Origin of the sequence: Lactococcus sp. FSL W8-0209 (assembly GCF_038006585.1) — a bacterium.
Taxonomy (GTDB): domain Bacteria; phylum Bacillota; class Bacilli; order Lactobacillales; family Streptococcaceae; genus Lactococcus; species Lactococcus lactis.
The window spans coordinates 1,281,683-1,307,349 of sequence record NZ_JBBOVN010000001.1 but is presented as its reverse complement, the minus strand read 5'-3'; the positions used below and the strand labels follow the sequence as shown (position 1 = coordinate 1,307,349).

Here is a 25,667-nt window from a genome sequence, read left to right as displayed (position 1 = left end):
GAACTTTCACTATCTTCGAGTCGCTACCTATAAATTCTAGCTCTATTTTCCCGTTTTGTCAAGGCAAAATAAACTGATGACCTTACTTCTGTCTTATTTGGTATCAATATTCTGGTTTTATCTATCATATTCAAACATAATTATTTTCTTGAATAAAAAGTAAATTGCCTTCATCATCAATATTGATTTCAGATTCTATAAGAGAATAGTTATCAGTTTCAGATTGAATAATGAGTGTATTTCCACATTTTTCAACTTTTTTTCCTGATGTCCCTACGGGTTTATCGATAATAATATCAATTTCTAAAAATTCTTGAGCTAACATTTGGTTCATTTCTTCTCCAAGTTGACTTAATAAAATAATAACATCAACTCCAAGATTCTTTAATCTTTTAACTATGAAATCTGCCTTATCAAAAGGGTTAGAAAAGATAGTCTCCGCACTCGGATGTGAGCGATAAACAATATCCATTGTTGTCAAACCAAATATTCCTATTTTCTTACCTGATGTTGTATTTTTAAGGAGATAAGGAATAAATTTTCCTTCTTTTACTAAAGGATTTAAAAGTTTATCATCTTCAAAATTAACATTAGCGACTAAAATTGGAAAATTTATTTTATTTAGATTTTCCACTATTCCTTTTGAACCCCCATCAAATTGATGACTTCCCAATGTCGTCGCATCAAAAGGAAATTTATTTAGGAGGTCTTTCTCATCATTTTTGTGCTCAATGTTATTAAAAATGCTATTTCCATCTCCTAAAACTAAAGTTTCTATGACTCTTTTTTTATTTTCTTCTTTAATTTTATTAATTAAAGAAAAATCCTTATCAAGGGTGAGATGAGTATTATTTATATGTAAAATGCTAAGTTTCATTATCACAACCAAACCTATATATAGTATTTAATATCTATATTTTATCACAAAAAGCACAATATATTGTGTTTTAAACTTTTTTCTAAAAATAAAAAGATGACTTGCGTCATCTTTTTAATGATTTCGATTATAAATCACACTCGAAATAAAGGAAAGAATAATGAATACAGCTCCTAGAAGTCCTGTAACAACCTCACCAATCTCCCATTTAATACTTGCTAAAATTAAAAATGCAAGCGTGAGAATGGCCCAATGTGCTCCGTGTTCAAGATATACAAGGTCATTCAATGTTCCTTTTTGAACAAGATAAAGCGTAAGACTTCTTACAAACATCGCTCCAATCACACCTAATCCTAAAAGAATAATAATCGGGTCTGCTGTAATTGCAAAGGCACCTATTACCCCATCAAAACTAAATGAAGCATCTATTACTTCCAAATATAAGAATAAAGCAAGTCCAGCCTTACCAGTCGCAATCACACTACTTGTTGTGTTTGCAGCTTTGCTATGACTCATCGTTTCTCCAAAACCGTCAACAAGCATGAAAGTTAGGATTCCTAAAATTCCAGCAAATAAAACAGCGTGAGCATCTTTAGCAATAAATTCCGATGTGATTAAAAGCAAAATAATCGAAATAATTGCATTTGCTGCCGGAAAATTTCCAATTCTTTGAAGGATTTTCTCTGGTATTTTAAGCCAAGTATGTGCCCGTTCATCAAAGAAAAATCCTAAGGCTAGCATCAATAGAAACATTCCACCGAAAGCTGCGATTTGTGGATGAGCATGGTGCAAAATATAACCATAGGTTCCTACTGTATTGGGATTTCCTTTTTCTAAAGCTAATTTTAAAGCACCGATAGGGTCAATTTGGGCTGACACTCCAACAATCAAGAGTGGAAAAATCAAACGCATTCCAAGAACCGCAATCAAAACTCCTAAGGTTAAGAAAGCTTTTTGCCATGCAGAACTCATTCGTTCGAGAATACGTGCATTCACAATAGCGTTATCCATAGATAAGGAAATTTCTAGAACAGCAAGAATAAGCGTAATAAAAAGTCCATTCCACCCGGCATAAACAAATGCGATAATTAGGGCAATTAAACTAACAATAAATGAGCCTCTGAATATTTTCATAGGTCTCCTCTTCTAAAATAATCTTCTCATCTATTCTAACATACTTTTTACACTCTCACTGTGCCTAGAACTATGCTTTGCCTGATAAAGATTATCGTAAGAATGAGCAAAACCGTAAAAGAAATTGTCAAAATAAGGTCGACTTTTGCTTTTGAAAAGACTTTTATGAGTAAATAATAGAAACTTATTCCAAGTAAGGCTCCAAGTGAGTTAGTGATGAGGTCAGTAATATCCGTTGCACCAATGGCAAGAAGATATTGTAGACTTTCAAATGAAAAACTTAATAAAATGGAAATTGCCAGTTTATTTAAAAAGGAGATTTTTGGTGCATTCATAGTCAATAAAATGCCAAAAGGAATAAAAGCTAGAATATTAAATAAAACCTCGCGACGACCGCCGGACATGGCTAAAGGTGTCAGATTAAGACTTCTTGTATTCGTCATTTCAAGAAAAGCAAGTGGATGAAAAGAAAGTTTAAATAATACCAGCCAAACCAGTCCTAATATATAAATGAAAAATAAAAGCTGTGCTAATTTTTTTGTCATTTTTCTCCTTTCTTAAGAAAATAGGTTTTCGATTGTTGTTCTTTTAGTATTTTAACTGATTTAACTTAAACAGAAACCTTTATCAGTTATGATATAAATAAAAAGGGAATTCTCCCTTTTTAAAATCAATATTTTATGACAGGACTTCAACTTCTACTTGTTGACTGTCCCCTTTTTTCATGCTTATTTTTCCATTAAAAGTTTCTGTCAGTAAATTCATGACTTCGTCAACCTTTTCTTCATCAATAAAACATTTTACTTTGATATCCGACAAAAACTCACTATCCGAAATTTTGATTTTTTCGTCAATTAAAAAGCGCTGTAAGCTGTCATAGAGGCTGTAATCAAGATTTAAAAGAAGCTCACGTTGGTTGATAAATTCAACTAAACCAGCAGCTTCGATGGCATGATTTACACTGCCCGCATAAGCACGAATTAAACCACCAGCACCTAATTTTATTCCACCAAAATACCGAGTAACAACGGCACAAACATTGATTATTTCTTTTTTCTTTAAAATTTCAAGCATCGGAACACCAGAAGTCCCTGACGGCTCTCCATCATCACTTGTTCGTTGAATTTCTTGACGGTCACCTAATGTATAGGCTGAGCAGTTATGATTGGCTTTCCAGTGTTCTTTTTTGATTTTCGCAATAAAATCACGCGCTTCTTCTTCAGATGAAATTCTTTTCAAATGGCAAATAAATCGTGATTTTTTGATTTCCTCTTCATTGATAAAATCAGTTTTTATAGTGATAGTCATGCTAATGATTTTAACAAATTTTGTTACATTTTAACAGCATTTTCGTATAGAATAGTATGAGCACTAATCAAGAAAAGTTATTTGGCCGTTTATTATTAAAAAATGATATTTTACAACTTATAAAAAATACTGACAAGATTTCTGTCAGTAAAATTTTTAGTAATTTTTTGTTAGAAACAACAGTAAAATCAATTTTGGGGATGACTTTAATTTCTTCCAATAAAATAAAATGCAACCGTTGTGGGACTGTTCATATTAAAAATTCTGTCAAACTTCCAATTGGTGCATTTTACTGTCCAAGTTGTATTCAATTAGGTCGAGTCCGCTCCGATGAATTCTTGTACTTTCTGCCACAAAAGAGTTTTCCAAAGAAATCATATATAAACTGGTCTGGAAAACTGACAGAGAATCAAAAATCAGTTTCAAATACCCTCTGTCAGGAAATTAATTCTCATCAGCAAATAATTGTCCAAGCTGTGACTGGAGCTGGAAAAACTGAAATGATTTATCAAGTCATTGAGCAAATTTTAGAAAGCGGTGGAGTTGTTGGTCTAGCTAGTCCAAGAATTGATGTTTGTCTTGAACTTCATCAGCGATTATCACGTGATTTTTCCTGTAAGATTCCACTCTTATATCATGATGGCGACAGCTATTTTCGAGCTCCATTAATAATAATGACCAGTCATCAGCTTTTACGTTTCAAGGAAGCTTTTGATTTGTTGATTATTGATGAAGTTGATGCCTTTCCCTTTAGAGATAATGAAATGCTTTATTTTGCGGCAGAAAAAGCAAGAAAAATAGAAGGAAATTTAATATATTTGACCGCAACTTCTACTGACAAACTTGAAAAAAATATAAAAAAGCAAAAACTCTATCCTTTGTTTCTCCCGCGTCGTTTTCACAATTTTCCTTTAGTGGTGCCTAAATTTTTTTGGAAAAATAAATTTTATAAGAAATTAATTGAGCAAAGAAATAGTGGCTTTCCTCTTCTTATTTTTGCTGCTGAAATTGAATTTGGACAAGAATTTGCAAAACAACTACAATTGAAATTTCCTAAAGAAAAAATTGCTTCCGTTGCTTCAACAACAAAAGATAGATTGGAAATTGTTAAAGCTTTTAGAAATAAAGAAATTACTATTTTAATAGCGACTTCAATTCTTGAACGGGGAGTCACTTTTCCAAATGTTGATGTTTTTGTCATCAACAGTGAGCACCCAAACTTCACTAAATCCGCACTGATACAAATGGCTGGACGTGTGGGTCGTAGTCCTGAACGTCCAACAGGCTTAGTTAGTTTTTTTCATTACGGAAAATCCAAAGCAATGTGTCAGGCAGTTAGAGAAATCAAAAAAATGAACCAACTGGGAGGTTTTTCATGATAAAGTGTTTGCTTTGTTCAAGAAATATTGCTCAAAACTTTCTATTTAGTGAACTTTTCTTACTCAAAAGTCCTCAAAATCTTTTATGTTCTAAATGTCAAAAAAATTTTGAAAAGATCCCTGAAGCTCACTGTCCTCGCTGCTGTAAGCCAAATGTCCATGAGATCTGTACTGATTGTCAAAATTGGGAAAAAAGAGGATACAAAATCAGACATCAGGCAATTTTTCACTACAATCAAGCAATGAAAGATTATTTTAGCCAGTATAAATTTGTGGGAGATTATCGATTATACCAAATTTTTGAACCCTATTTTAAAAGTATTCCCCCAAAATCCTCTTTGGTTCCGATTCCTATTTCACCCAAAAGATTAGAGGAACGTGGTTTCAATCAAGTGACTGCTTTTCTTCAACAAGATAATTTTATTGAACTTCTTGAAAAAGAGAATTCGGTCAAACAATCTAGCCTTAATCGAAAAGAACGATTGGAAAGTCCAAATCCTTTTCGATTAAAAAAAGGACTAAAAGTCCCTACAAAAGTTATATTAATTGATGACATTTATACAACAGGTACCACCTTATATCACGCATCACAAATTCTAAAAGAAGCTGGTGTTCATGAAATAAGGAGCTTTTCTCTCTGCCGTTAATCATTAAATCAAATAAAAAAACCTTTCAGCTTTTTATCAATTCTTTATTTCATCTGACCATTCAATAATCTTTAAATTACTAAATCTTTCTTGCCACCTAGCAACCTGATTTTCATAAAGTATTCGATTATTATCGACATGATAAATTGGCCGAATTGTTTTAGTAAAAATATCTTCTAAGCCATAGGGAGCAAAAATTTCAATATTGCGTGAATTACCACTTATGCCTACAGCATGAACCGTAGCAATCCAACGCTCAATCGCATTTTCTGTGTTTTTATACGGTACTTTATTTCCATTATGCCAAAGATGCATGTATGCTTCATTATGAATATCAAATTGATAGGGAAATTTTTCAGATAAAACTTTTTCTAACTTTTTATCATTTTTAGCAGAGCTGTCAGCAGAAATCTCTTTATCAAAGTACACAATATCAATATCGTGAATTCCTGTCATTAAATTATTTCCGTCAGAATAATTCCAAACCGTTTGAAAGACACTTCCTGCGGCTAGATAATAATTAGGCAAATTTAAAACAAAAACTTCATCCAAAATGGACATCAATTCGGAGTTCTTTTTCAATATTTTTAGAAAATCATTTTTTCTATTCATTTCCGCTTATCCTCTAAAAGAAAAGATGCCAAATTTTAGGTAAAAATACAATCAGACCAACAATCAATGCAAATCCCGAAATAACTAAAACTGCCCCAGCTGCCATATCTTTGGCTCGTTTAGCACGCATATAAAATTGGTAATCTGATGCTAAATCCACCACATTTTCGATAGCAGAATTAAAAAGTTCTGCCATAAAAACTAGAAAAATTGACAACAACAAAAAGAGCCATTCAAATTCTGAAATTTGAAAAACAAGACCAAAAACAATGGCTAAAAAGGCTGCCAAAGCATGTTTACGCATGTTACGTTCTTCTTTAAAAGCTGTCCAAATTCCAGACAGTGCAAAGTCTAAACTCGAAAGTAAATTAGGATTTTTCCAACGGGCCCTATCCTCTTGAACAGGTCTTTTACCATTATTAAAATCCTTTTTCTTAAAAAGTTTTACATCTTTATCTTGTGAGTCCATAGGCAGTTAAAATCTCCTCTTGCAAACCAAACATTTCTGACTCTTCTTCTGGTGTGTAGTGGTCATAACCATTGATATGCAAAAAGCCATGAACAGCTAACCAACCATATTCACGTTCAATCGAGTGACCATAATCAGCAGCCTGTTCAGCAGCCTTGTCTATTGAAATAAACAATTCACCAATAAATGGATCCATTTCTTCCAACAATTCCTCTGGTAATTCCATATCTTCATCAAAGAAAAATTCTGATTCATCAGGTTTGTATTCTAATGAGATAACATCGGTTGGTCGGTCAGTTTCGCGATATTGCAAATTCAACTCATGTGAACGAGCATTATCAACAAAAGTTACTGACATTTCTGTTGATTCTTTCAAGTTCAGTTTTTTAGCAGCAAAAGCTAAAACTTCTTTAGTTTGTTCAATAATATCACTTGGCACTTGGCCTGTTTCATCAACTAATTCTACGTACATTTTTTTCCTTATTTAATTACTGACAATAATTCATAAAATAGCCCTAAGTAGCTCAATATTTTAGCTATTTCTATTATTCTGTCAGTAAATTTTAATGACAGACAGAACTGTCAGAGAATTTCTCATTCAATCTGTCACTTACAATCAACAATTACTTTCTGTCAGCCTTTTTTTGCAACATTTCCTTACAAAAGGACAAAATGGGACCTCTTGTGGCAATTAATATATCTTCTGGCAGATTATCAAAGGCAAACCATTGACAGTCAAGAACCTCTGATTCTTCTAAAAGAATCTCTCCAGAAAAATCATTACAAGTAAAAACAGTATCAACAATATGAACTTCATCCCCATTAGGATAGAAAAAGTGTTGTTCTGTCCCAGAAGCGACAGTGTACAAATTTATTTTTCCAGCTTTTAAGCCAACTTCTTCATAGAGTTCACGTTTCGCTGCTTCTTCAACCTTTTCATTCGGTTCAACTGACCCACCATGATAACACCATTTCCCATTATCTGCCCGTTTTTGAAGTAAAATTCCACGATTTTCATCATAAATAATCAAGCTTGCACATGCAATTACCATTGGGACATGCCCAATTTTTTTGCGCAAATCCATGACATAACCTTCGGCCATTATTGTTTCCTTCTTATCTAGAAATTTGATCAATCTGACATTAACAAAAGTTCCAAACTATTCATCACCATAGGCTTTGATAATTTCAGCAACAACTGGATGTCGAACGACATCTTTTGCCATGAAATAAACAAAATCAATTGATTTCACATGACTTAATTTATCTTTGGCATCAATCAAACCTGATTTTACTTTATTAGGTAAGTCAATTTGTGAAATATCTCCATTAACAATCATTTTAGAATTAAAGCCGAGTCGAGTCAAAAACATTTTCATCTGCATCGTTGTTGTATTCTGTGCTTCATCCAAAATGACGAAGGCATCATCAAGCGTACGACCACGCATGTAAGCTAGCGGAGCTATTTCAATAATTCCTCGTTCCATCATTCGCTCAGTTGCCGTCTTTCCTAAAATTTGGAAAAGGGCATCATAAACTGGTCGTAAATAAGGATCAACCTTTTCTTGCAAATCGCCTGGTAAGAACCCAAGACTTTCACCAGCTTCTACAGCTGGTCTTGTCAAAATAATTCGTTTCACCTGACCATTACGTAATGCTTGAACAGCCATCACAACAGCTAAAAACGTTTTCCCTGTTCCAGCTGGTCCAATTCCAAAAACAATATCATGATGTTTGACAGAATCAACATAAGTTTTTTGAATCAGATTTTTTAGTCGAATTGACTTTCCAGCTGCATCTTTCGTCAATTCAACTTCATAAAGTGCAGTGAAATTTTCAATATCATCATTTAAAACCATCTTTATTGCAATAATGACATCTGACGCATGAACTGGAACTCCTCGGCCTACTAGTACCTGCAGAGCTTGGAGGGCTTTACGAGCTCGCTCTCTTGTCAATTCATCCTCAGAAACGATTTGAACCATTTCGCCACGATAATTAATCTCAACCCCTAGTTGAGATTCAACTAACTTCAAATATTTATCTTGTACCCCAAAAAGTAGACTTGCATCTTCTGGATTTTCTAGTTTAAATTCAATTGAATTTTTAGTCAAATACACAATCTCCATTAATCATTTTCTTACATTATAGCACATTTCATATTTTAATTTAAATCACACCTTACTGAATATAAAGAAAAACTCTATTTTAAAATAGAGTTAAATCAATTTTAGTAAGCCATCATTTTTTTATTTCCTCGATAAAGTTCTACGATTGTCCAAATTAATAAAAGGAGAACTCCAAAAATAAGAAAACCAGAAATAAGATGAGATAGTCCAAGATTATGAGGTATAAAGTTGGCAATTTGATCTGGCAAACCAATCAAATTAAGATAGGTCAAAGCAATAACTGAAAACCAGCCCAAACATTTAATAATCAAATTATTTTTAAAATCACCCATCTCCTTTTTACTATTAGTCAGCATCAACAAAGGAATGATTGAAAAAGGTAGAGCAAAGGCTAGAAAAACTTGAGAATTATTCATCAAATTATTAATTGCTTCATGCTGTGCTTTCAAAGTTTGTCCTCTTGTCATAGAGACACAAATCAATACTGGAACAACTGAAAGCAAACGTGTTACTAATCTTCTGGCCCACATTGGAATTCTCATATGAATGAAGCCTTCCATAATAACTTGACCCGTTAGAGTCCCTGTAATAGTAGAATTCTGTCCTGAAGCAAGAAGAGCTACGGCAAACAAAGTGGATAAAGCTCCTGTTTTTGCTACATCGGCAAGCAGTCCATTGCTTAAAACAGTTGGATTAGAGAGGGCATCATATAAACCAAAGAATGATGGATCATCAATCACTCCCGTTTTGAATACGGCAACTCCCATGATTAACAAGAGGGAATTCACAACAAAAGCCACTGTCAATTGAATATTAGAATCCCATGTTGAAAATCTCACCGCTCTAGCAACATCTGCTTTATCCTGATGATTGATTTTTCGGCTTTGTGAAATAGAAGAATGGAGATACAAATTATGAGGCATAACTGTAGCACCAATAATCCCTAAGGCCCCTGTTAAAGGAGACATCCCTGCCACTGTTGGTGAAGAGGCAAACGTCCGGCTATTGGGGATAAATCCCTCAATAATTCCTTTCCAATCTGGATTTGATAAAGCGACTTGATAAGCAAAAATGACCAAAATGACTAAAATCAAACAGATAACAAGGGCTTCAATTTTTCTAAAACCAACTCTCGTCAATAACAAAAGCAAAAAGACATCAAGAACTGTGATAAAAACCGCTAAGATTAATGGGATATTAAATAAAAGATAAAGAGCGATAGCAGCCCCAATTACTTCTGCAATATCCGTTGCCATTATGGCAAGTTCAGTTAATATCCATAAAACAATTCCTAGAGATTTACTTGTTCTTGCTCTTATAGCTTGAGCTAAATCCATTTGACTGACAATACCCAATTTTGCCGACATATACTGAAGGAGCATTGCAATTAAACTTGACACCAGAATGACTGAAATCAGTAAGTATTGAAAGTTTTGTCCGCCAGTTATTGATGTTGACCAATTTCCTGGGTCCATATAACCAACTGCAACCAAGGCACCAGGTCCTGAATAAGTTAGCAACATTTTGAAAAAGCCAACATTTTTAGGTACTTCTACTGTCCCATTTATTTCCTCTAAGGATTTTCCATTCGTATGATAAATCAATCGATGACGTTGATGTTCTTTATCATTCATTATTTCTCCTAGCTCTAAGTTGAATAAAATTCAACAACCATTATGTTAAGTATATTTTTATAGTAATTAAAATAAATCAATTATTGATTTAAGAAATTATTAAACTTTTTAATCTATAACTGATAATAAAAATATTATAGCACCACCTTATCTTTTTTTCAAATATTTTAGCACATATTTATAAATGTATTTAAAAAGTACAATAAAAAGCCCTCAAGAGGACTTTATTCATTAATATATAATAAAAAAACCTGTCAAAGACAGGTTTCAAAATTCTTATTTAGCCACTACTGGATAAACTGATACGTGTTTTTTACCACGTTTCATTTCGAATTTAACAGTTCCTTCGATTTTAGCGAAGAGAGTATCGTCGCCACCACGGCCAACGTTAGTACCTGGATGGATATGTGTACCACGTTGACGGAAAAGGATTGAACCGCCGCTTACAAGTTCACCGTCAGATGCTTTAGCACCGAGACGTTTAGCTTGTGAGTCACGTCCATTGGAAGTAGAACCCCCACCTTTTTTGTGGGCGAAGAGTTGCAGATTAAGTTCAAGCATGTTATTGCCCTCCATTTTCAAATTTAAGTGTAATGTACTGACCATAGCTTTTCTCAACTGCTTTCATCGAATTTGCAAAAGCTTCGAGCAAAGTTTGAGCCAATACGCCTTGTTTTTCAGGTATGCTCAAAGGAATTTCAACATACAAGTAACCATCTTCCATCTGAGTCACAGGTTTAATGTGAGCCATCTCGTAGATATTATTTGCCGTTGTAATTGATAGAACGCTGACCGCCGCACAAACCACATCGTGTCCATACTCGCCAGATTCAGCATGTCCTGAGATTTCATAAGAAACAATTTTGTCTCTTTTTGTCCTGATACAAGCTTCAATCATAATTAAGCGTTAACTGATTTGATAACAACTTTAGTGTATGGTTGACGGTGACCTTGTTTACGGTGTGAGTGTTTTTTAGGTTTGTATTGGAAAGTAACAACTTTCTTTTGCTTACCATGTTTTTCGACTTCACCAACAACAGTTGCGCCTTCAACGAGTGGTGCACCAACTTTAGTTGTTTCGCCTCCGACAAAGATAACTTCGTCGAAAGTAACGGTTTGACCAGCTTCAACATTGAGTTTTTCAACGTAGATTACTGAACCTTCTTCAACTTTAACTTGTTTACCACCAGTTTTGATGATTGCATAGTTTGACATTGTGATTCCTCCTTGTTAGATTTCATCGCTTTTAAGTCAAGCGACTGTTAGACTCGCCTTTGTTCGTGGGCATATGCCACTTAATACGAAACTTCGTGCGGTTGCACTTTATGAGACTTCACAAAGACAACTATATTATTATACTACTTCTTTTTCTACTTTTCAAGTCTTATTTTTCACTTTTTTCTTCTATAGAATTAAGCGAGACTTTATAAATCTTTTTCGTATTCCAAAGCATATTAATCAAAGTATTTACCAGTAAGAGTAACCAAGCAAAAGACAAGCTAAAAGAAAGAATTTCAAAAGCCGTTAATGTCAAATAATGAATAGGATGCCATAAAACATAAGAGATTAAGATAAGACCTACAATAAAATAAGACATACGATATAAATTTGGATCAGCATTTGGTAAAAACCAACGAATTCCAAGTATCGAAATAGCCATAAATAAGACTATTAATTGAGCAACAATGTCATGAGCAATATGCATCCAGCCTGGATCATTGGGAATTAATCCAACTAAAGCAATTGAAATAGCACAAAGTGTCAATAAAACTTGCAAAATATTTTGTCGATAATGACTGCCCGCTTTTTGTCTTAATGAAACAAAAATATAATCAATTAATGCTGCAAATAAGGCTGCCGAAACAATTAACGTCAGATTAAATTGCCAGCTTGAACGTGAAGCCTGAGTTCCAAGCAAACTAAAATTCCTTTGCCACCAGTACTGATTTCCATTGGTGGCCATACTTGAGACGAAACCACCAACAGAAACCACTAAAAGCATTGTTACCATCATATTAATCGAAAAAGTATCTACAACAAAAATCATGACATAATTAATGATTCCAGAAAAAATAGTAAAGATTAAGGTGGAAGTAAAGAGTCCAAAACTTACACCATAAAAAATTTGACCTAAAAACCAAAATAAGCCCATCGATGCTAAAATGACGATAAGTAAAACAGATAAAGTGACTGTGGCAAATGTCCGCCAGTAACTTCTTTTGGTCATCTGTTTATAAAATTCTTTTCTTCGAGAGAAATAAGCAGAAATAAAAGTCAGCATCCCTATTGCATTAGCAATTGTAATAACCGCCGTTGCCAAAGATTCATTTCCAGAAAGAGCGATGACATGAGGATGCTTTATGACAAAGGCAAAAATAATAAAGATAAATGCAGAAATAATCGTTGGAATAATAAACCACTTGGGCGCCTTATCTGATTTTCTGGCATTGATTTTTCGAATGGTAAAACTATCAGCCGCTAAATCGACGATTTCAATTTCTTCGTTTTCTTTAAGGTCTAATCGTTCATATATTTCTTTAGGTAGATGAATTTTATCCATTTGTTTCTCCTTCCACACTTTGCTCTTTCCAGTCAATTCTCAAATGATAATCGGCTATTTTTTGGGCACCTTGCGAAAGTTGGTAATTAATTTTAATTGTCCTGCTCTCATGATCAATGCTTAAAGCATTTGTCAGAATTGATAGTTCTCCTAAACCTTCATATTCAGTTAAACCTGGAATTTCTGGATGAAAATGCATTTTGATAGGTCGCTTTGCAAAGCGGGTCATTATCACTTCTTTTTCATCAAATTTAAGTAAAACTTTTTCATTTGCAGCATTTTGATACTTGAGTAAGGTCTGATGTCCTCCTTTTTTCAACTCTCCCTGATATATTTCTTTGACCAACTCTTCTTGCTGGTCAATTTTAATTCTATTCCTAATTATAATTTCCATAATCATATTTTACTATAATTCCTTGAATATTAAAAACATAGTCTGTGCTAAAAAGATTAAGGTGATGAGGGTCTGCATTTTGGAAGAAAATAGGGTATAATTAAGATAAAATAAGGAAAAATCTGATTAATTTTTAATAGAGAATAGACCTTAAATTTTAGAGGGGGTTTTATTTTGGAAAAAGTCTTTCGTGACCCAGTTCATGACTATATCACGGTGAATCATCCTGTAATATCAGAATTGATTGACACTGCTGAATTCCAACGTTTAAGACGAATTAAACAACTTGGTACATCAAGTTTTACCTTCCATGGAGCTGAACATACCCGTTTTTCTCATTGTTTGGGTGTTTACCACATTGCCAAAAGGATTACTGATTATTTTAGTCGGAATTTCCCTTTGGAATGGAATCCTGATGAGAATCTTTTAACTCAGTGTGCAGCCTTATTACACGATGTTGGACATGGTGCTTATTCACACACTTTTGAAGGTTTATTTAATACAGACCACGAGGCGGTCACTCGAGAAATAATTACTTCTCCTGATACAGAAATTAATGGAATTTTACGCAAGGTCTCTCCTGATTTTCCTGAAAAAGTGGCCTCTGTCATTTCTCATGAATATTCTAATCCTCAAGTTGTTCAATTGATTTCAAGTCAAATTGATGCTGACCGCATGGATTATCTCCTTAGAGATGCTTATTTTACTGGTGCTGTCTATGGACAATTTGATTTAACTTGGATTTTAAGAGTGATTGTTCCTACGGAAAATGGAATTGCTTTTAAGTACTCAGGAATGCATGCAGTTGAAGACTATATTGTCAGTCGATACCAAATGTATATGCAGGTTTATTTTCATGCTTCTTCACGCTCAATGGAAGTTTTACTGCAAAAGTTACTCGCACGTGCTAAGTTTTTATATGCCAGTCAGCCAGACTATTTTGCGATATCAAGTCCTTGTCTCGTTCCCTTTTTCGAGCAAAATCATAATTTACAAGATTATTTAAGACTTGATGATGGCGTTATGAATACTTATTTTCAAGTTTGGATGAGTCATGATGATGAAATTCTCGCTGATTTAGCTTCTGCTTATGTCAATCGTCATTTACTCAAATCGATTACTTTTGACCCCAAGACTGTAGAATTGGAAGATTTAGAAATTTTATCTTCTTTAGTTGAAGAAGCAGGCTTTAATCCTGATTATTACACTGGTATTCATAGTAATTATGATTTGCCTTATGATTTCTATCGACCAAGTTCTGAAAAACCGCGGACTGAAATTAATATTTTACAAAAAAATGGTTCGCTTACAGAGCTGTCAGTACTTTCTCCACTTATTAAAAGTTTGACAGGTACAATTCATGGAAATAGCCGATTCTATTTTCCAAAAATTATGCTAGAAAATCCTGAATTTACCAAGTATATTGTTAATGACAGCTTGGTGATTAATCAAAATTTTACTGACAGAAATTCTACTGCCTCTGAAAATACTGACGACTCTGTCAGTAAACAATTATCACTTGATGACAACCTATAATTGCTAAATATTTAATAAATTGAAAGAAATAGAAAGAGAAATTCTTATGATTAAACTTGTTGCTATTGACCTTGACGGAACTTTACTTGATCCTAATCGCCAAATTACTGCCGAAGTAAAAACGGCTGTTAAAAAAGCTAAAGCGGCTGGCGTTAAAATTGTCATTACAACTGGCCGACCTTTACCTGGTGTTGTTGATATTCTAAAAGCACTTGAATTAACTGACCAAAGTGATTATGTTATTACTTATAATGGTGGGTTGGTTCAGCGAGCAACTGGTGAAGAATTTATCAAAGAAACTTTGAGTTCTGAAGATTGGCTTGACTTAGATGCTGCTGCTCGTAAAATTGGACTACCGATTCACGCAATCACTCGCGAGGGAATCTATACTCCAAATCATGATGTCGGAAGATATACTGTCCAAGAAGCCCAAATGGTTAAAATGCCACTTTATATTCGCCAACCCGAAGATATTGCTGCTTTAGAAATTGCTAAAGTAATGATGGTTGATGAACCTGCGGCACTTGATGACGGAATTGCATACCTTCCCTTTGAATTCTTTGAACTATATAATGTAGTGAAATCAACACCGTTTTATTTAGAATTCATGAATAAAAAAGCAAGTAAAGGGTCAGCAGTTCAACATTTGGCTGAGAAACTTTCTTTTGACTTGGATGAAGTAATGGCTATTGGAGATGAAGAAAATGACCGTTCAATGCTTGAAGTTGCAGGTTGTCCTGTTGTGATGGAAAACGGAAAATCGGAATTGAAAAAAATTGCTAAATATGTAACTAAATCAAATGCTAAATCAGGCGTTGCTTATGCGATTAATGAATGGGTTTTGAAAGATTACCAAGATTAATTAAAAATTTATGAGCATTATTGTTCCCTACTGAACTTTTTAGCGTTATAATATAAGTATAAAAAGATAACAAATAGATGAATTTACAAGTCATCTTTTGATATATAGTGGAGGTAATAAGATGAAAATTACTTTTGATGAAAAAACAGCTGATAAAATTAAAGCATTTGGTGATGTTGATTTAGTTTTTGATTTTGACCATACTTTGAGTGAAGTCAATACTGAAGTTGACGCTTGTGCAGGTGGAATTTCTCGCTATCGTATTGTTGCCGTGGAAAAAGGAAACGTTCCTGAAGTCTTTGATGCAAGTATTGATTCTGAATTTGGACCAATTTATTATAAAGGCTATGGTTCTTACTTCTTCCAAGATGAAATGTCTACCAAAATCAATCCTTCATATAATTTGATTGAATTGCGTAGTACAGCTGAATTGCTTAGCCCTAACCTTTTAATCGTTGACTTCCGTGGTAAACAAAAAGCTAGCTAATTAGTTCCAACCAAAAAGGCCCTCCAAGAGGGTCTTTTTTATATGTCATAAAATGGATTTGTCTTTTCTTGGCTTTCATAAATCTTGACACCCATATCAAAAGATCGAAGCTTGTCAGCAACTAATCCAATAAAAGCATGCTCAATATAGTGACCAGGGTCTATTCCTAATAAACCAGCTGAAAGCATATCATGACCAACATGATAATAAATATCTCCTGTTATGTAAATATCTGCCTTTTTTTCCAAAGCTTTAGCCCATAATTTTCCACCTGAACCACCACAAATTGCAATTCTTCCAATTTTTTGAGTCAAATTATGATCATAAGTGATAAGACGTAATCTATCTAACCCAAATGCTGATTTCACTTTTTCTGTCAGCACTGATAATTCTGTCAGTTCAATATTTCCAACACGTCCCAATCCTTCTTCGTCATCTAGCACTTCAATATCAGTCATTCCAAGTAACTGACTGAAATAATCGTTTAAACCACCAGTAACCACATCAATATTTGTATGGCTGGTATAAACAGCAATTCCAGCTCGCGCCAAATCCAAAACTAATTTTTCCTGATCATTCATTGAAGTCAATGCAGAAAGGGGGCGGAAAATCAAAGGATGTTTAGCAATAATCAGATTCACACCCAGCGCTTTTGCTTCTGCCACTGTTTGCTCACGAATATCCAAGGTTACCAAAACTTTTGTTAGTTCATCGTTTGGGTTCCCAACTTGTAAACCTACAGGATCACCTTCAACAGCTAATTCTTTGGGGCAAAATTTTTCGTATTCAAGCATAAAATCAGAAATTTTCATCGAAGCACTTCCTCAATTCTCGCAATTTGATTTAAAACCTCTTGACGTTTTTCAGCTTGTTCTTCAGGCAAACGAGCAATAATTTTATTCAAAGTATTTAATTCCTTTTGCCATTTTTGTTGAAAAACAGTTGATTTTTCTTTAGATAAAAAAGGGCCAAATGTTAAATCATTTACTGACAACTTTTCTGTCATTAATTTTGAGAGTGGTTCGGCAACAATAATCTCGTAAAACTTACCAGCCTCCAATAAAATCTCTTCTTTTTTAATGACAAATTGATGATTCACTAACCACTGACGTAGACTTTCCTCATGATTATTAGGCTGCAAAATCAAACGATTAACATGACTTAACTTTTCTTTGCCTGCCTCTAAAATTTCGGAAATTAATATTCCTCCCATACCAGCAATCACGATTGTATCAATCTTGTCAGTATTTTCAATAGCACCTAAGCCATTGGCCAATCGAACCACAATCCGATCACTTAAATCAGCTTCTGCTACATGATTTTTAGCAATTTCAAAAGGTCCTTTAACCACTTCTCCTGCTATTGCAAAATCAATGACAGCTTTTTGCATCAAATAAGTTGGTAAATAAGCATGGTCTGAGCCGATATCAGCGAGCCTTGCTCCATTGTCGACATAGTCAGCAACTGCTTTCAAGCGTTTTGAAAGTTTAATTTCATTCATTTTTTAAATATTTCTTTCCAAATTTACAATAATCTAAAACAGGACAATCTGCACATTTTGGTTTTTTGGCTGTACAATGATAGCGACCAAAGAAAATCAGATGATGATGTGCTTGAACCCATTTTTCCTCAGGAATTAGCTGCATCAACTTTTCTTCAACTTCTAAAACTGTTGCTTTTTGGGGAACGATATCCAAACGTTTAGAAACTCGTTCAACATGCGTATCAACCGCAATCCCCGGAATTCCGTAAGCTTCTGCTAAAACAACATTTGCTGTTTTTCGACCCACCCCCGGTAAAGTTTGTAATACCTTTTTATCCTTTGGCAAATCAGGCAAAAGGTCCCCAAAGTCGGTCACTAACATCTGTGATGTCCGTAAAATATTTTTAGCTTTAGTCTTGTAAAGAACAATTGTCCGAATCAGCTTCTCAATTTCTTCCACATTTGCCTGCGACATTGTTTGTGCATCTGGAAAAGCGGCAAAAAGAGCCGGCGTCGCTTTATTAACCCCTTTGTCAGTTGCTTGGGCAGATAAAATCGTCGCAATCAATAGTTGAAAAGGAGTTTCCCACTCTAATTCTCCGTGAGCTTGCGGAAACATGTCTTCAATAATTTTTAAAGCTTCAAGATATCTTTTTTTACTTAACATCGTGCACGTCCATTATCTCTATTAACTATTCCATGGTCCATCCAAAGGAATATAAAAATCTTCTTGTGGTTTCTTTCTCTTAGCTTCTTCGCGTTCCATTTGGCGAGTCTCAATCGCTTGAAGAGAATTCACCCCATCATTTTTCCAATTTCGTAAAATAGCTTTAATGTAATTTAAAGATACCTTACGATTGAGGACTGCTTCACGCAAAGCTTGTTTAATCAACGAAAAGTCATAACCATCTTCAAACAGCCAAGCTCTCAATTCTTCCATTTGTACAGGAGAAATCATGCCCATTTCTGCTTCAAACATGCTAACTAATTCTTTAAGCTGCCCCTCTTCTTGAACTTTTTCATTCTCTGGAGTTGAACTCGCAACAGCACCACCCAAAATTTCATCTAAGTGCTTAAAGGCCGGGCTAATATCAAAGAAAGTTTCCATTTCTCCATCAATTTCAATTAAAGTCACCTTCATTGCTCCAAATTTGGACAGATTATCAATGGCCTGATTGACCTCCGATAATTTTTTACCTGTTTTTTCAGCAATTTCACTAGGTGCAATATCTTGATTTTCAAAAAAGTATAACCAAATCAAAAAATCAAAAGCAGAAGGGAACAGCTTACTAAAATGTGCTAAAAACACATTTGGTAAGACAAGATGCCCTTTGCTATATTCATCGTAATAATTCATAGAACTATTATACCATAGTCTGACAATGCTGTTCAATGGAGTTACTAGTTAATAAAATTAAAGTTTTTCATTACTTTATTAAAGTAAAAATACGCTCCTTATTAAATCTCTTAATTACTAATCAACTCAGCTGCACATCTTTATCATCCATATAATTAAAGCTGTCTCTTTGAGCGAAGATGGATACATTTCAATTCTCAGTTTCATCCATGAAAAAAACAAGAAAAAGTTTTTTTATATCTTTTTCTTGTTTTTTAAAATTTAATTTTCAAACCATAAATAAATCGATTGATTAATGTTGTGGATTTGCAAAATTTTGGTTTTTCAAAATTAAATGAACAGTATCAACACTTTCTTGCGTAATTGTTTTTTGAGTCCATGGGTATCCGCCTGTAGTATGAGATAAAATTGCATTCATAACATCGTCATCAATGTTAATACGGTAGCCATCTGGCATTCCATAGTATTGTCCTCCTGAAGTATGGTCTAAACCTAGCGAATGACCAAGTTCATGTCGAATTGTAATAAAAAGTAAATTAACATCATAATCTGGTGCCTCCGAATCAAGCGCCCAGTTGACTAGTGTACTTTCAATTCCAGTATTGCCACTTGATGTTGCACTACCATCGCCTTCTGGATTTGGAGAAATCACTAAGGTTACTGGTTAAGTCGATTCACTTGATTTTATAATTGTGGGTTCTTTGGGATTGATTGCGGCATTCCAACTTTCTGCAGCCCGGTCAATTTCTTTATTAAATGCTGCAAGAGCCTTTTCTGGATCAGATTCTGCTGCAAAATCTTCTATTTTCGCTTTTGATTCATAAATGATTTTACCTTGTGAATTATAAGCATTAGATACCATTTGAGAATTGGAAACCTCGGGATTTGAGCCATAAGTTATTGTTGAGCCTAAAAACATCCCATCAGGTAATTTTATTCCTGAACTATTTACACTTGGATAAGTTGCAGCCAAATCCAAATTCAAAGCATGTTCATCTACCCAATACCAATTATCACCTTCTAAACTAACATTTACAAAATTGGTAGTTTGCCCTTTTTTATCACCAGAGGTATAGGTAACAGGCACTGTTTCTTTATTATAAAGTGTCTTTCCTGTTAGATTCCCCAGAGAAATGATATTATCCGTATCGAGTTGACCATTTTCTAATTTTGAATAAAATTGATAGTCATTATTAAGTACAACGTTATATCTATAAGGATTCAAGGGAGTTGTAGCCGTGGGAATAAAGTCAGAAAGTGGTTTATCATTGCTATAATCAGTAACTTCTCCTAATTCCATTTCGCTACCAGACATATTTTGCCATACATAAGTATCTGCCATCGTTGCTGCATCAAAGTTTGTCATGAATTCACTTGAAGTCCAAATATGATCTCCTGTTGGATTATCTAGCGTGCCAGAACCAACATTTTGCCATTTACCTGTGTAGCCATTCGTGACTGGTACATTTGCTAAATTCATGTCAGAATTTAATTGACTTGCCAGACCTAATTTTAGATTTTTTAGATTATTTGTTTGACTAAACATTGCTTGACTATCCGTATTTTCAGAAATTGTAAAAGAACTCAAATCTAATTTTTCAAGTGCTTTCATCCTACTAAACATACTTTCCATGCTTCTTACGCTTGCTGTATTAAAATTATTTATATCAAGATGTTCAAGTTTTTCCGCTCCAAGAAACATATAATTCATATCCGTTACTTTACTTGTATCAAAATTAGAAAGATCAAGACTGGATATATTACTGACACTATCAAACATCCCAGCCATACTAACCACGTTACTGGTGTTAAAACTAGAAACATCTATTTGTGTGATTTTTGACAACTTTACAAATAGGTAAGACATATCCGTTACTTTACTTGTATCAAAATTTGAAAGATCAAGACTAGTCAAATTACTGGCACCATCAAACATTCCTCGCATGTTTGTGACATTAGACGTATCAAACTTGGAAACATCTAACGTACTTGCCTTAATCCCAAAAAACATATACTCCATACTTGAAATTTTACTCGTATCAAAACCAGCTAAATCGATTTCCTCTAAATTTGTAGCACTTAAAAACATAGAATCAGTACTTCCCGAGTAATTTAAATTACCTAATTTCAATACTTTTTGGAGTTCTGGCAAATCTACAAATGCTCTAGAGATGTTATTAGCACTTGTTTTTGTTGTAAATTCGATACTTTTTACCGCTGCTGGGTCTATATTTGCTTCACGCAAAACTTCTGGTAAACTTTGACTTGGATGTCCGATATTTCCTCCAAAAAATATTAGTTCTCCATCATTGGCTAAAACCCAATTAGCCTCACCCCATTTTCCAGAACTGGCTTTTACATCCGCAGAAATAGTAACAGCATGAGGATTAATTATTGTTGGTCCATAGCTTACAATACCAACCGAAAGGCTGGCGAGCGTTGCCCCAAGAAGTAACATTTGAGTTTTTGACAAGTTTTTTTTCATAAATTCTCCTCCTTTTAATAAGATAATTATAGCATTTAAATTATAAATAAATTATAAATATGGTCTTTTGTTAATTTTTTTATAATCAATTATTTGTACCAAATCAGTTATACCCATCATCCACTCAAACTCCCAAAGATAATTTCTTCTTTGCTACTCAACAAAAAGGAATTGTTTGCTTTTTATCCAAAACGCTTCATTTCAATGGATAATTCGATTTTGTTTTTTTATAGTAATTATTTTCTTCAATTACATTTTTGTAAGAATTTAGCAAGCAAATCCTTTATATACTATACTTATAGACAAAAGGACATTTGAAAGGAAATAAACAATGAAAACACAAACAGAAAAAATTACTCAAAAAGTAGAAAATGAAAAATCAATCAAAGATAATTTAGAAATTATCCACTCACTTAATGACTTACTCTACAACGGTTCTTTATATTGATGTAAAGTAACACAAAAAAAGGACCTATGAAAATTAATTTCTTAGGTCCTTTTTTTTATTATTTCACTTGATAGACTATTTTTCCATCACATATTGTATATTTGACTTGCCCTTGAACTTTTTGTTTAATAAATGGAGAATTGGTCGCTTTGGAGTCAAATGTTTCACCGATCTGATACTCATTTTCAGCATCAAAAATGACGAGGTCAGCCGGTCCATTTTCTGCGAGGTAACCTACATCAAAATTATAAAGTTTAGCTGGATTAACGGTCATTTTTGTCAGTAATTCACTGAGTGTTAAATGGCCTTTTGCGACTAAGTTTGTCAATCCAAGTTGCAAGGAAGTTTCTAATCCAATCATTCCTGAAGGAGCCTTATCAATGCTGACATTTTTCTCTTCATGAGTATGAGGAGCATGGTCTGTGGCGATGACATCAATTGTCCCATCTTTTAATCCCTCAAATATTTTATCGATATCAGCCGTTCTACGCAGTGGTGGATTGAGTTTAGCATTTGTTCCCTGCTCATAAATCATTTGTTCTGTAATCGAAAAATGTTGTGGAGTCACTTCTGCTGTGATTTTTGCTCCTAAATTTTTGGCAAATCTCACCACTTCAACAGATTCTCCAGCTGATAAATGTTGAATGTGCAAGCGAGCGCCTGTTTCGTAAGCAATCATAGTATCACGTGCCATCATGCTGTATTCTGAAACAGTCGGTGCCCCTGTGAAGCCATATTTATGAGCCACTTCGCCATCATTCACTCCTAAAGTTCCAATCAAATTTGGATCTTCTTCATGAATTGAAATCAGGCTGTCAGTTAATTTCGCTTTTTGCAGCGCTTTACGTAAAACTCCAGCATCTGTCAGTGGAATACCATCATCAGAAAAGCCGATTGCTCCTGCTTTAATGAGTGCATCAAAATCTGTTAAATTTTCTCCATCAAAATCTTGCGTAATTGACCCAACTGCATCAATCTTAATGTCTTCTTTGTCAGCAATTTCTAAAGTTTCTGTCAGCACTTTTGGCGTAGATAAAATAGGTTTTGTATTTGCCATCATGACTACTCTTGTAAAACCACCAGCCGCAGCCGATTTTGCACCACTATGAATCGTTTCTTTATGCGTTTGTCCTGGTTCACGAAAATGAACATGAACATCAATTAAACCAGGGGCAACGACTAATCCCCTTGCATCAACAATTTCTGCATTTTCTACTGACAAATTTAAGCCGATTTTTACTATCTTGTCATTTTCAATCAGAATATCTAACACTTCATCTCGATTTGATTTGGGGTCAACAAGTCGTCCATTTTTAATTAATAAAGTCATTTTCTCCCTTTCATAAATTACTGACAGAACAATCAGCTTTGCTGACTTGTTCATTTATCCACCGATTCAAAGTCTCCCTTTGGTCGCATTGAACTGACAGATGTTCCAGAACCTAATAATTTACTGACAGGCTCTTTGAATTTCTGTCAGTAAATTAATCTTGCCAAGTTTCTTGATTTTCTTTGAACTTTTTAAGTAATTCTAATTCTTCTTTTGTCACATAACCCGTTTCTTTAGCAATTTCAATAAGCTCAGAATAAGTTGTCAATGTGGCTAATTTAACACCAGCCTCAGTAAATTTACTGTTCGCTTTTTCTAATTCATAAGTGAAAATTGCAACCACACCAAGAACATCAGCACCTTCACGTTCTGCGGCTGCAACAGCTTCTAAAACAGAACCACCAGTCGAAATCAAATCTTCAACCACAACCATTTTTTGGCCTTTTGCCACACGTCCCTCAACCTGATTTCCTGCTCCATGGTCTTTTGGTTTGCTACGAATATAAGCAAATGGTAATTTAAGATAGTCAGAAATAATTGCACCATGAGGAATTCCTGCTGTAGCAGTTCCTGCAATGACTTCAACTTCTGGAAATTCCGCTTTAATCAATTCAGCAAAAGCCCCTTCGATTTGGTTTCTTACTTCCGGATAAGCTAAGGTCACCCGATTATCAGTATATATTGGCGACTTAATTCCTGAAGCCCAAGTAAAAGGTTGACTTGGTGAGAGACTGACCGCTTTAATTTCCAATAAATCTGCAGCAATGGCTTTTGATATTGACATGATTTCTCCTTCTCAATTTACTGACAGAATGGTCAGCAATAAAAAACACTTGCCAAGAATCCTAGCAAGTGTAAAAAGTATCAAAACAAATTCACTTTTACTGACAGAAAATCCTGTCAGTAAAAATAGAATCAATTTTTCCTGATTTCAACCTTGCTAGCCTCTCTGGACTAGTTTAAAAGTTATATTGTTTATTAGTTTAACAAACTTGAGCCAGATTTGCAAGTCTTATTTTTTCGATTTATGATAATTGGAATCAAAAAACATTGTAATAATATTGAATGCAACTATAGACAAGCCAACCCATTTCATTCTATTATCAGCCGAATAGTTTGTATAGACATACCAAGCCAAAACCATAAAAAGAAGTCTTAAAATGATATCTGCTAAAAATATAAATTTTTTCATTAAATTTCCTCATTGATTGAAAGCAAATTCTACGCCCATAAGCTCTTTTCTCTTTTCTTTTATTTAGATTTCCTATAAGCATTAATTGCTTCTGGTACGATAATGAGAAGCAGAACAGCAATATAAAATATTTGTACTAAAATATTTTGATGAAAGAAAAATATACTTATGCTTGCACTTATTACAAGCACTCCTTTAAAAATTGGTAAGATTCTTTTCATAGCTAAACCTCCAAATGCTTATTGGAATTGAACCATTTCTATAAATCCCCAGCCCTAACCCTATCATTTATTTCTATGAAAAGTTTGCATGATAAGACTTAAAATGCTAAGAATTACTGCAATACTCGCAAAAATATATTTAAGTATGCTAAGGCCATTTGGAAAAATAAAAATTAAAACACCGAGTATTACGGCAAATATACTACTCAGATATTGTACGATTCTTATACTCTTTTTAGTAATCATTGCCATTCAAACCCCCAGACTCCTCCACTTGGCATTCCAGCAGTAAAATTAAATACAATGCCTCCTGGAGTTTTAGTTAATGCTGTGCCAATAAGATATGAGACACCACTAATAAAGCTACAATACACCGCTGCTTGAGGAAGCTTAAGTCCTAAAACTCCTGCCAAAGCGCCTGCTGCTTCGGCTGAGTGAACACCCTTTTGTCCAATTTTCCGTGCCAATGTACGGGAAACTCCTAAACGAGTTCCCCACCAATAAGTATGTAAATAGGTCTTCCCCTCATGATAGATTGTGATTAGAGTTGCTTGACTATCGCTAGCTATTTCTTCTGCAGTTTTCGGACTATCTCCAATTACAACTGAATTCCCGTCTTGCACCACATTGGCTTTAGGAACTTCTAAAATAGTCTGCTTCAAAGAGACATTTGATTGCGAAATCAATTTATCAAGCTCTGTCAATTCAAGCTTTGTCGCATTTATTGGTAAAGTCTTTTGATTTATTGAAAATTGATTAGTTTTTGAATCTAAGATAACAGCATTATTGAAACGATTGATAAATGCCGAATTAATTTGACCATTATTCGTCGTTGGCGTAGTTGGTTGGCTTACTGCCAACAAGTCAATATCACCAGAATAGTTTGAAACTTGATTTACATTTTTAGCTTCGAGTTTTTGTGATGAGACCTTATTGTGTGTAGATTGGGCAAGTCCAAGACTTCCACCCGTTACGAGTAAAATTGTTAGACTTGAAAATACTAGATTATTTTTTAAATGTGACATATTTTTTCTGCTTTTTGAGATGCGATGCAAATCAATAGAGATTTTGCATCACTGCTACGGTGACATTTCTTCTTTCAAGATTTGTAACCCTCCTTTTA

Annotated in this window: 29 protein-coding genes, 1 pseudogene and 1 other annotated feature; of the genes and pseudogenes, 5 read left to right on the top strand and 25 right to left on the bottom strand. The window is 34.2% G+C overall.

Annotated elements, in window-relative coordinates; all coding sequences use genetic code 11:
- Window positions 1-130 precede the first annotated feature (130 nt).
- The 4 genes from MKX45_RS06535 to MKX45_RS06520 all read right to left on the bottom strand — a co-directional run bounded on the left by MKX45_RS06535 (window position 131) and on the right by MKX45_RS06520 (window position 3,319).
- On the bottom strand, window positions 131-877 hold the full coding sequence (locus MKX45_RS06535; protein WP_057720280.1) for a bifunctional metallophosphatase/5'-nucleotidase: 747 nt from the start codon (window positions 875-877) through the stop codon (window positions 131-133).
- 114 nt (window positions 878-991) lie between these two features.
- Window positions 992-2,011 (bottom strand): DUF475 domain-containing protein, encoded by a 1,020-nt coding sequence (locus MKX45_RS06530; RefSeq protein ID WP_057720281.1) that lies wholly within the window; start codon window positions 2,009-2,011, stop codon window positions 992-994.
- 47 nt (window positions 2,012-2,058) lie between these two features.
- The gene (locus MKX45_RS06525) at window positions 2,059-2,556 is read right to left on the bottom strand and encodes a VanZ family protein (protein WP_057720282.1); all 498 of its coding nucleotides are present in this window, start codon (window positions 2,554-2,556) and stop codon (window positions 2,059-2,061) included.
- A gap of 133 nt (window positions 2,557-2,689) precedes the next feature.
- Window positions 2,690-3,319: a YigZ family protein gene (locus tag MKX45_RS06520; RefSeq protein WP_128267737.1), complete on the bottom strand. Its 630-nt coding sequence runs from the start codon at window positions 3,317-3,319 to the stop codon at window positions 2,690-2,692.
- Window positions 3,320-3,375: 56 nt separating this feature from the next.
- Between MKX45_RS06520 and MKX45_RS06515 the strand changes: the two genes are divergently transcribed.
- Entirely contained in the window at window positions 3,376-4,698 is a 1,323-nt protein-coding gene (locus tag MKX45_RS06515) for a DEAD/DEAH box helicase (RefSeq protein WP_128267736.1), read from the top strand.
- Window positions 4,695-5,345 carry a ComF family protein gene (locus tag MKX45_RS06510; protein WP_057720285.1) on the top strand — a complete coding sequence of 217 codons (651 nt, stop codon included), beginning with the start codon at window positions 4,695-4,697 and terminating at the stop codon, window positions 5,343-5,345. Before MKX45_RS06515 ends, MKX45_RS06510 begins: the two co-directional genes overlap by 4 nt.
- A 36-nt stretch (window positions 5,346-5,381) precedes the next feature.
- On the opposite strand, the gene MKX45_RS06505 is transcribed toward MKX45_RS06510, so the two are convergent.
- The 11 genes from MKX45_RS06505 to MKX45_RS06455 form a co-directional block, all read right to left on the bottom strand.
- Window positions 5,382-5,957 (bottom strand): nucleotidyltransferase family protein, encoded by a 576-nt coding sequence (locus tag MKX45_RS06505; RefSeq protein WP_128267734.1) that lies wholly within the window; start codon window positions 5,955-5,957, stop codon window positions 5,382-5,384.
- Between the two features lie 13 nt (window positions 5,958-5,970).
- On the bottom strand, window positions 5,971-6,426 hold the full coding sequence (locus tag MKX45_RS06500; protein WP_003130653.1) for a diacylglycerol kinase family protein: 456 nt from the start codon (window positions 6,424-6,426) through the stop codon (window positions 5,971-5,973).
- A complete protein-coding gene (gene ybeY / locus MKX45_RS06495; RefSeq protein ID WP_057720287.1) occupies window positions 6,410-6,898 on the bottom strand; it encodes an rRNA maturation RNase YbeY in 489 nt (162 codons plus the stop codon). Before ybeY ends, MKX45_RS06500 begins: the two co-directional genes overlap by 17 nt.
- Window positions 6,899-7,049: 151 nt before the next feature.
- The gene (locus MKX45_RS06490) at window positions 7,050-7,529 is read right to left on the bottom strand and encodes an NUDIX hydrolase (protein ID WP_003130650.1); all 480 of its coding nucleotides are present in this window, start codon (window positions 7,527-7,529) and stop codon (window positions 7,050-7,052) included.
- 57 nt (window positions 7,530-7,586) lie between these two features.
- Window positions 7,587-8,555, bottom strand: coding sequence for a PhoH family protein (locus tag MKX45_RS06485; RefSeq protein ID WP_201247959.1), 969 nt, complete (start codon window positions 8,553-8,555; stop codon window positions 7,587-7,589).
- Between the two features lie 101 nt (window positions 8,556-8,656).
- On the bottom strand, window positions 8,657-10,189 hold the full coding sequence (locus tag MKX45_RS06480) for an Nramp family divalent metal transporter (RefSeq protein ID WP_340816929.1): 1,533 nt from the start codon (window positions 10,187-10,189) through the stop codon (window positions 8,657-8,659).
- Between the two features lie 276 nt (window positions 10,190-10,465).
- Window positions 10,466-10,750, bottom strand: a complete 285-nt coding sequence (gene rpmA, locus MKX45_RS06475) for a 50S ribosomal protein L27 (RefSeq protein ID WP_003130646.1) — start codon at window positions 10,748-10,750, stop codon at window positions 10,466-10,468.
- Window position 10,751: 1 nt separating this feature from the next.
- Window positions 10,752-11,087 (bottom strand): ribosomal-processing cysteine protease Prp, encoded by a 336-nt coding sequence (locus MKX45_RS06470; RefSeq protein WP_003130645.1) that lies wholly within the window; start codon window positions 11,085-11,087, stop codon window positions 10,752-10,754.
- Window positions 11,088-11,089: 2 nt separating this feature from the next.
- Window positions 11,090-11,404 (bottom strand): 50S ribosomal protein L21, encoded by a 315-nt coding sequence (gene rplU / locus MKX45_RS06465; protein ID WP_003130644.1) that lies wholly within the window; start codon window positions 11,402-11,404, stop codon window positions 11,090-11,092.
- Between the two features lie 39 nt (window positions 11,405-11,443).
- Window positions 11,444-11,517 (bottom strand) — a sequence feature (ribosomal protein L21 leader region).
- Between the two features lie 56 nt (window positions 11,518-11,573).
- Window positions 11,574-12,749: a DUF998 domain-containing protein gene (locus tag MKX45_RS06460; protein WP_340816928.1), complete on the bottom strand. Its 1,176-nt coding sequence runs from the start codon at window positions 12,747-12,749 to the stop codon at window positions 11,574-11,576.
- The gene (locus MKX45_RS06455) at window positions 12,742-13,149 is read right to left on the bottom strand and encodes a DUF1934 domain-containing protein (protein WP_445667035.1); all 408 of its coding nucleotides are present in this window, start codon (window positions 13,147-13,149) and stop codon (window positions 12,742-12,744) included. Before MKX45_RS06455 ends, MKX45_RS06460 begins: the two co-directional genes overlap by 8 nt.
- A gap of 168 nt (window positions 13,150-13,317) precedes the next feature.
- Between MKX45_RS06455 and MKX45_RS06450 the strand changes: the two genes are divergently transcribed.
- The 3 genes from MKX45_RS06450 to MKX45_RS06440 all read left to right on the top strand — a co-directional run bounded on the left by MKX45_RS06450 (window position 13,318) and on the right by MKX45_RS06440 (window position 16,028).
- Complete coding sequence (locus MKX45_RS06450) at window positions 13,318-14,679, top strand: HD domain-containing protein (protein WP_023189347.1); 1,362 nt, start codon at window positions 13,318-13,320, stop codon at window positions 14,677-14,679.
- 46 nt (window positions 14,680-14,725) lie between these two features.
- Window positions 14,726-15,541 (top strand): sugar-phosphatase, encoded by an 816-nt coding sequence (yidA, locus tag MKX45_RS06445; protein WP_057720290.1) that lies wholly within the window; start codon window positions 14,726-14,728, stop codon window positions 15,539-15,541.
- Window positions 15,542-15,662: 121 nt separating this feature from the next.
- Window positions 15,663-16,028, top strand: coding sequence for an iron-sulfur cluster biosynthesis family protein (locus MKX45_RS06440; RefSeq protein WP_003130630.1), 366 nt, complete (start codon window positions 15,663-15,665; stop codon window positions 16,026-16,028).
- Between the two features lie 38 nt (window positions 16,029-16,066).
- On the opposite strand, the gene MKX45_RS06435 is transcribed toward MKX45_RS06440, so the two are convergent.
- The 10 genes and pseudogenes from MKX45_RS06435 to MKX45_RS06385 all read right to left on the bottom strand — a co-directional run bounded on the left by MKX45_RS06435 (window position 16,067) and on the right by MKX45_RS06385 (window position 25,569).
- Entirely contained in the window at window positions 16,067-16,840 is a 774-nt protein-coding gene (locus MKX45_RS06435; RefSeq protein WP_057720291.1) for a Nif3-like dinuclear metal center hexameric protein, read from the bottom strand.
- Window positions 16,837-17,529, bottom strand: a complete 693-nt coding sequence (locus MKX45_RS06430; protein WP_015426294.1) for a tRNA (adenine(22)-N(1))-methyltransferase — start codon at window positions 17,527-17,529, stop codon at window positions 16,837-16,839. The genes MKX45_RS06435 and MKX45_RS06430 overlap by 4 nt, the downstream gene beginning before the upstream one ends.
- Complete coding sequence (nth, locus tag MKX45_RS06425) at window positions 17,522-18,178, bottom strand: endonuclease III (protein WP_340816927.1); 657 nt, start codon at window positions 18,176-18,178, stop codon at window positions 17,522-17,524. Before nth ends, MKX45_RS06430 begins: the two co-directional genes overlap by 8 nt.
- Before the next feature lie 21 nt (window positions 18,179-18,199).
- Window positions 18,200-18,868: a DnaD domain-containing protein gene (locus tag MKX45_RS06420; RefSeq protein ID WP_128267731.1), complete on the bottom strand. Its 669-nt coding sequence runs from the start codon at window positions 18,866-18,868 to the stop codon at window positions 18,200-18,202.
- Between the two features lie 292 nt (window positions 18,869-19,160).
- Window positions 19,161-21,353 (bottom strand): annotated as a pseudogene (locus tag MKX45_RS06410) (BspA family leucine-rich repeat surface protein).
- 506 nt (window positions 21,354-21,859) lie between these two features.
- Window positions 21,860-23,131, bottom strand: a complete 1,272-nt coding sequence (locus MKX45_RS06405; RefSeq protein ID WP_340817270.1) for a dihydroorotase — start codon at window positions 23,129-23,131, stop codon at window positions 21,860-21,862.
- Between the two features lie 154 nt (window positions 23,132-23,285).
- Window positions 23,286-23,915, bottom strand: a complete 630-nt coding sequence (pyrE, locus tag MKX45_RS06400; protein WP_015426289.1) for an orotate phosphoribosyltransferase — start codon at window positions 23,913-23,915, stop codon at window positions 23,286-23,288.
- Window positions 23,916-24,143: 228 nt separating this feature from the next.
- Window positions 24,144-24,323, bottom strand: coding sequence for a hypothetical protein (locus tag MKX45_RS06395; RefSeq protein ID WP_057720294.1), 180 nt, complete (start codon window positions 24,321-24,323; stop codon window positions 24,144-24,146).
- Window positions 24,324-24,382: 59 nt separating this feature from the next.
- On the bottom strand, window positions 24,383-24,544 hold the full coding sequence (locus tag MKX45_RS06390) for a hypothetical protein (protein ID WP_340816924.1): 162 nt from the start codon (window positions 24,542-24,544) through the stop codon (window positions 24,383-24,385).
- 242 nt (window positions 24,545-24,786) lie between these two features.
- A complete protein-coding gene (locus MKX45_RS06385) occupies window positions 24,787-25,569 on the bottom strand; it encodes a hypothetical protein (RefSeq protein WP_057720295.1) in 783 nt (260 codons plus the stop codon).
- Between the last annotated feature and the right edge of the window lie 98 nt (window positions 25,570-25,667).

What these genes read in the sequence shown, in the direction of transcription:
- MKX45_RS06535 (WP_057720280.1), bottom strand. Translation starts at nt 877, where the DNA reads ATGAAACTTAGCATTTTACATATAAATAATACTCATCTCACCCTTGAT.
- MKX45_RS06530 (WP_057720281.1), bottom strand. Translation starts at nt 2,011, where the DNA reads ATGAAAATATTCAGAGGCTCATTTATTGTTAGTTTAATTGCCCTAATT.
- MKX45_RS06525 (WP_057720282.1), bottom strand. Translation starts at nt 2,556, where the DNA reads ATGACAAAAAAATTAGCACAGCTTTTATTTTTCATTTATATATTAGGA.
- MKX45_RS06520 (WP_128267737.1), bottom strand. Translation starts at nt 3,319, where the DNA reads ATGACTATCACTATAAAAACTGATTTTATCAATGAAGAGGAAATCAAA.
- MKX45_RS06515 (WP_128267736.1), top strand. Translation starts at nt 3,376, where the DNA reads ATGAGCACTAATCAAGAAAAGTTATTTGGCCGTTTATTATTAAAAAAT.
- MKX45_RS06510 (WP_057720285.1), top strand. Translation starts at nt 4,695, where the DNA reads ATGATAAAGTGTTTGCTTTGTTCAAGAAATATTGCTCAAAACTTTCTA.
- MKX45_RS06505 (WP_128267734.1), bottom strand. Translation starts at nt 5,957, where the DNA reads ATGAATAGAAAAAATGATTTTCTAAAAATATTGAAAAAGAACTCCGAA.
- MKX45_RS06500 (WP_003130653.1), bottom strand. Translation starts at nt 6,426, where the DNA reads ATGGACTCACAAGATAAAGATGTAAAACTTTTTAAGAAAAAGGATTTT.
- ybeY (WP_057720287.1), bottom strand. Translation starts at nt 6,898, where the DNA reads ATGTACGTAGAATTAGTTGATGAAACAGGCCAAGTGCCAAGTGATATT.
- MKX45_RS06490 (WP_003130650.1), bottom strand. Translation starts at nt 7,529, where the DNA reads ATGGCCGAAGGTTATGTCATGGATTTGCGCAAAAAAATTGGGCATGTC.
- MKX45_RS06485 (WP_201247959.1), bottom strand. Translation starts at nt 8,555, where the DNA reads ATGGAGATTGTGTATTTGACTAAAAATTCAATTGAATTTAAACTAGAA.
- MKX45_RS06480 (WP_340816929.1), bottom strand. Translation starts at nt 10,189, where the DNA reads ATGAATGATAAAGAACATCAACGTCATCGATTGATTTATCATACGAAT.
- rpmA (WP_003130646.1), bottom strand. Translation starts at nt 10,750, where the DNA reads ATGCTTGAACTTAATCTGCAACTCTTCGCCCACAAAAAAGGTGGGGGT.
- MKX45_RS06470 (WP_003130645.1), bottom strand. Translation starts at nt 11,087, where the DNA reads ATGATTGAAGCTTGTATCAGGACAAAAAGAGACAAAATTGTTTCTTAT.
- rplU (WP_003130644.1), bottom strand. Translation starts at nt 11,404, where the DNA reads ATGTCAAACTATGCAATCATCAAAACTGGTGGTAAACAAGTTAAAGTT.
- MKX45_RS06460 (WP_340816928.1), bottom strand. Translation starts at nt 12,749, where the DNA reads ATGGATAAAATTCATCTACCTAAAGAAATATATGAACGATTAGACCTT.
- MKX45_RS06455 (WP_445667035.1), bottom strand. Translation starts at nt 13,149, where the DNA reads ATGATTATGGAAATTATAATTAGGAATAGAATTAAAATTGACCAGCAA.
- yidA (WP_057720290.1), top strand. Translation starts at nt 14,726, where the DNA reads ATGATTAAACTTGTTGCTATTGACCTTGACGGAACTTTACTTGATCCT.
- MKX45_RS06440 (WP_003130630.1), top strand. Translation starts at nt 15,663, where the DNA reads ATGAAAATTACTTTTGATGAAAAAACAGCTGATAAAATTAAAGCATTT.
- MKX45_RS06435 (WP_057720291.1), bottom strand. Translation starts at nt 16,840, where the DNA reads ATGAAAATTTCTGATTTTATGCTTGAATACGAAAAATTTTGCCCCAAA.
- MKX45_RS06430 (WP_015426294.1), bottom strand. Translation starts at nt 17,529, where the DNA reads ATGAATGAAATTAAACTTTCAAAACGCTTGAAAGCAGTTGCTGACTAT.
- nth (WP_340816927.1), bottom strand. Translation starts at nt 18,178, where the DNA reads ATGTTAAGTAAAAAAAGATATCTTGAAGCTTTAAAAATTATTGAAGAC.
- MKX45_RS06420 (WP_128267731.1), bottom strand. Translation starts at nt 18,868, where the DNA reads ATGAATTATTACGATGAATATAGCAAAGGGCATCTTGTCTTACCAAAT.
- MKX45_RS06405 (WP_340817270.1), bottom strand. Translation starts at nt 23,131, where the DNA reads ATGACTTTATTAATTAAAAATGGACGACTTGTTGACCCCAAATCAAAT.
- pyrE (WP_015426289.1), bottom strand. Translation starts at nt 23,915, where the DNA reads ATGTCAATATCAAAAGCCATTGCTGCAGATTTATTGGAAATTAAAGCG.
- MKX45_RS06395 (WP_057720294.1), bottom strand. Translation starts at nt 24,323, where the DNA reads ATGAAAAAATTTATATTTTTAGCAGATATCATTTTAAGACTTCTTTTT.
- MKX45_RS06390 (WP_340816924.1), bottom strand. Translation starts at nt 24,544, where the DNA reads ATGAAAAGAATCTTACCAATTTTTAAAGGAGTGCTTGTAATAAGTGCA.
- MKX45_RS06385 (WP_057720295.1), bottom strand. Translation starts at nt 25,569, where the DNA reads ATGTCACATTTAAAAAATAATCTAGTATTTTCAAGTCTAACAATTTTA.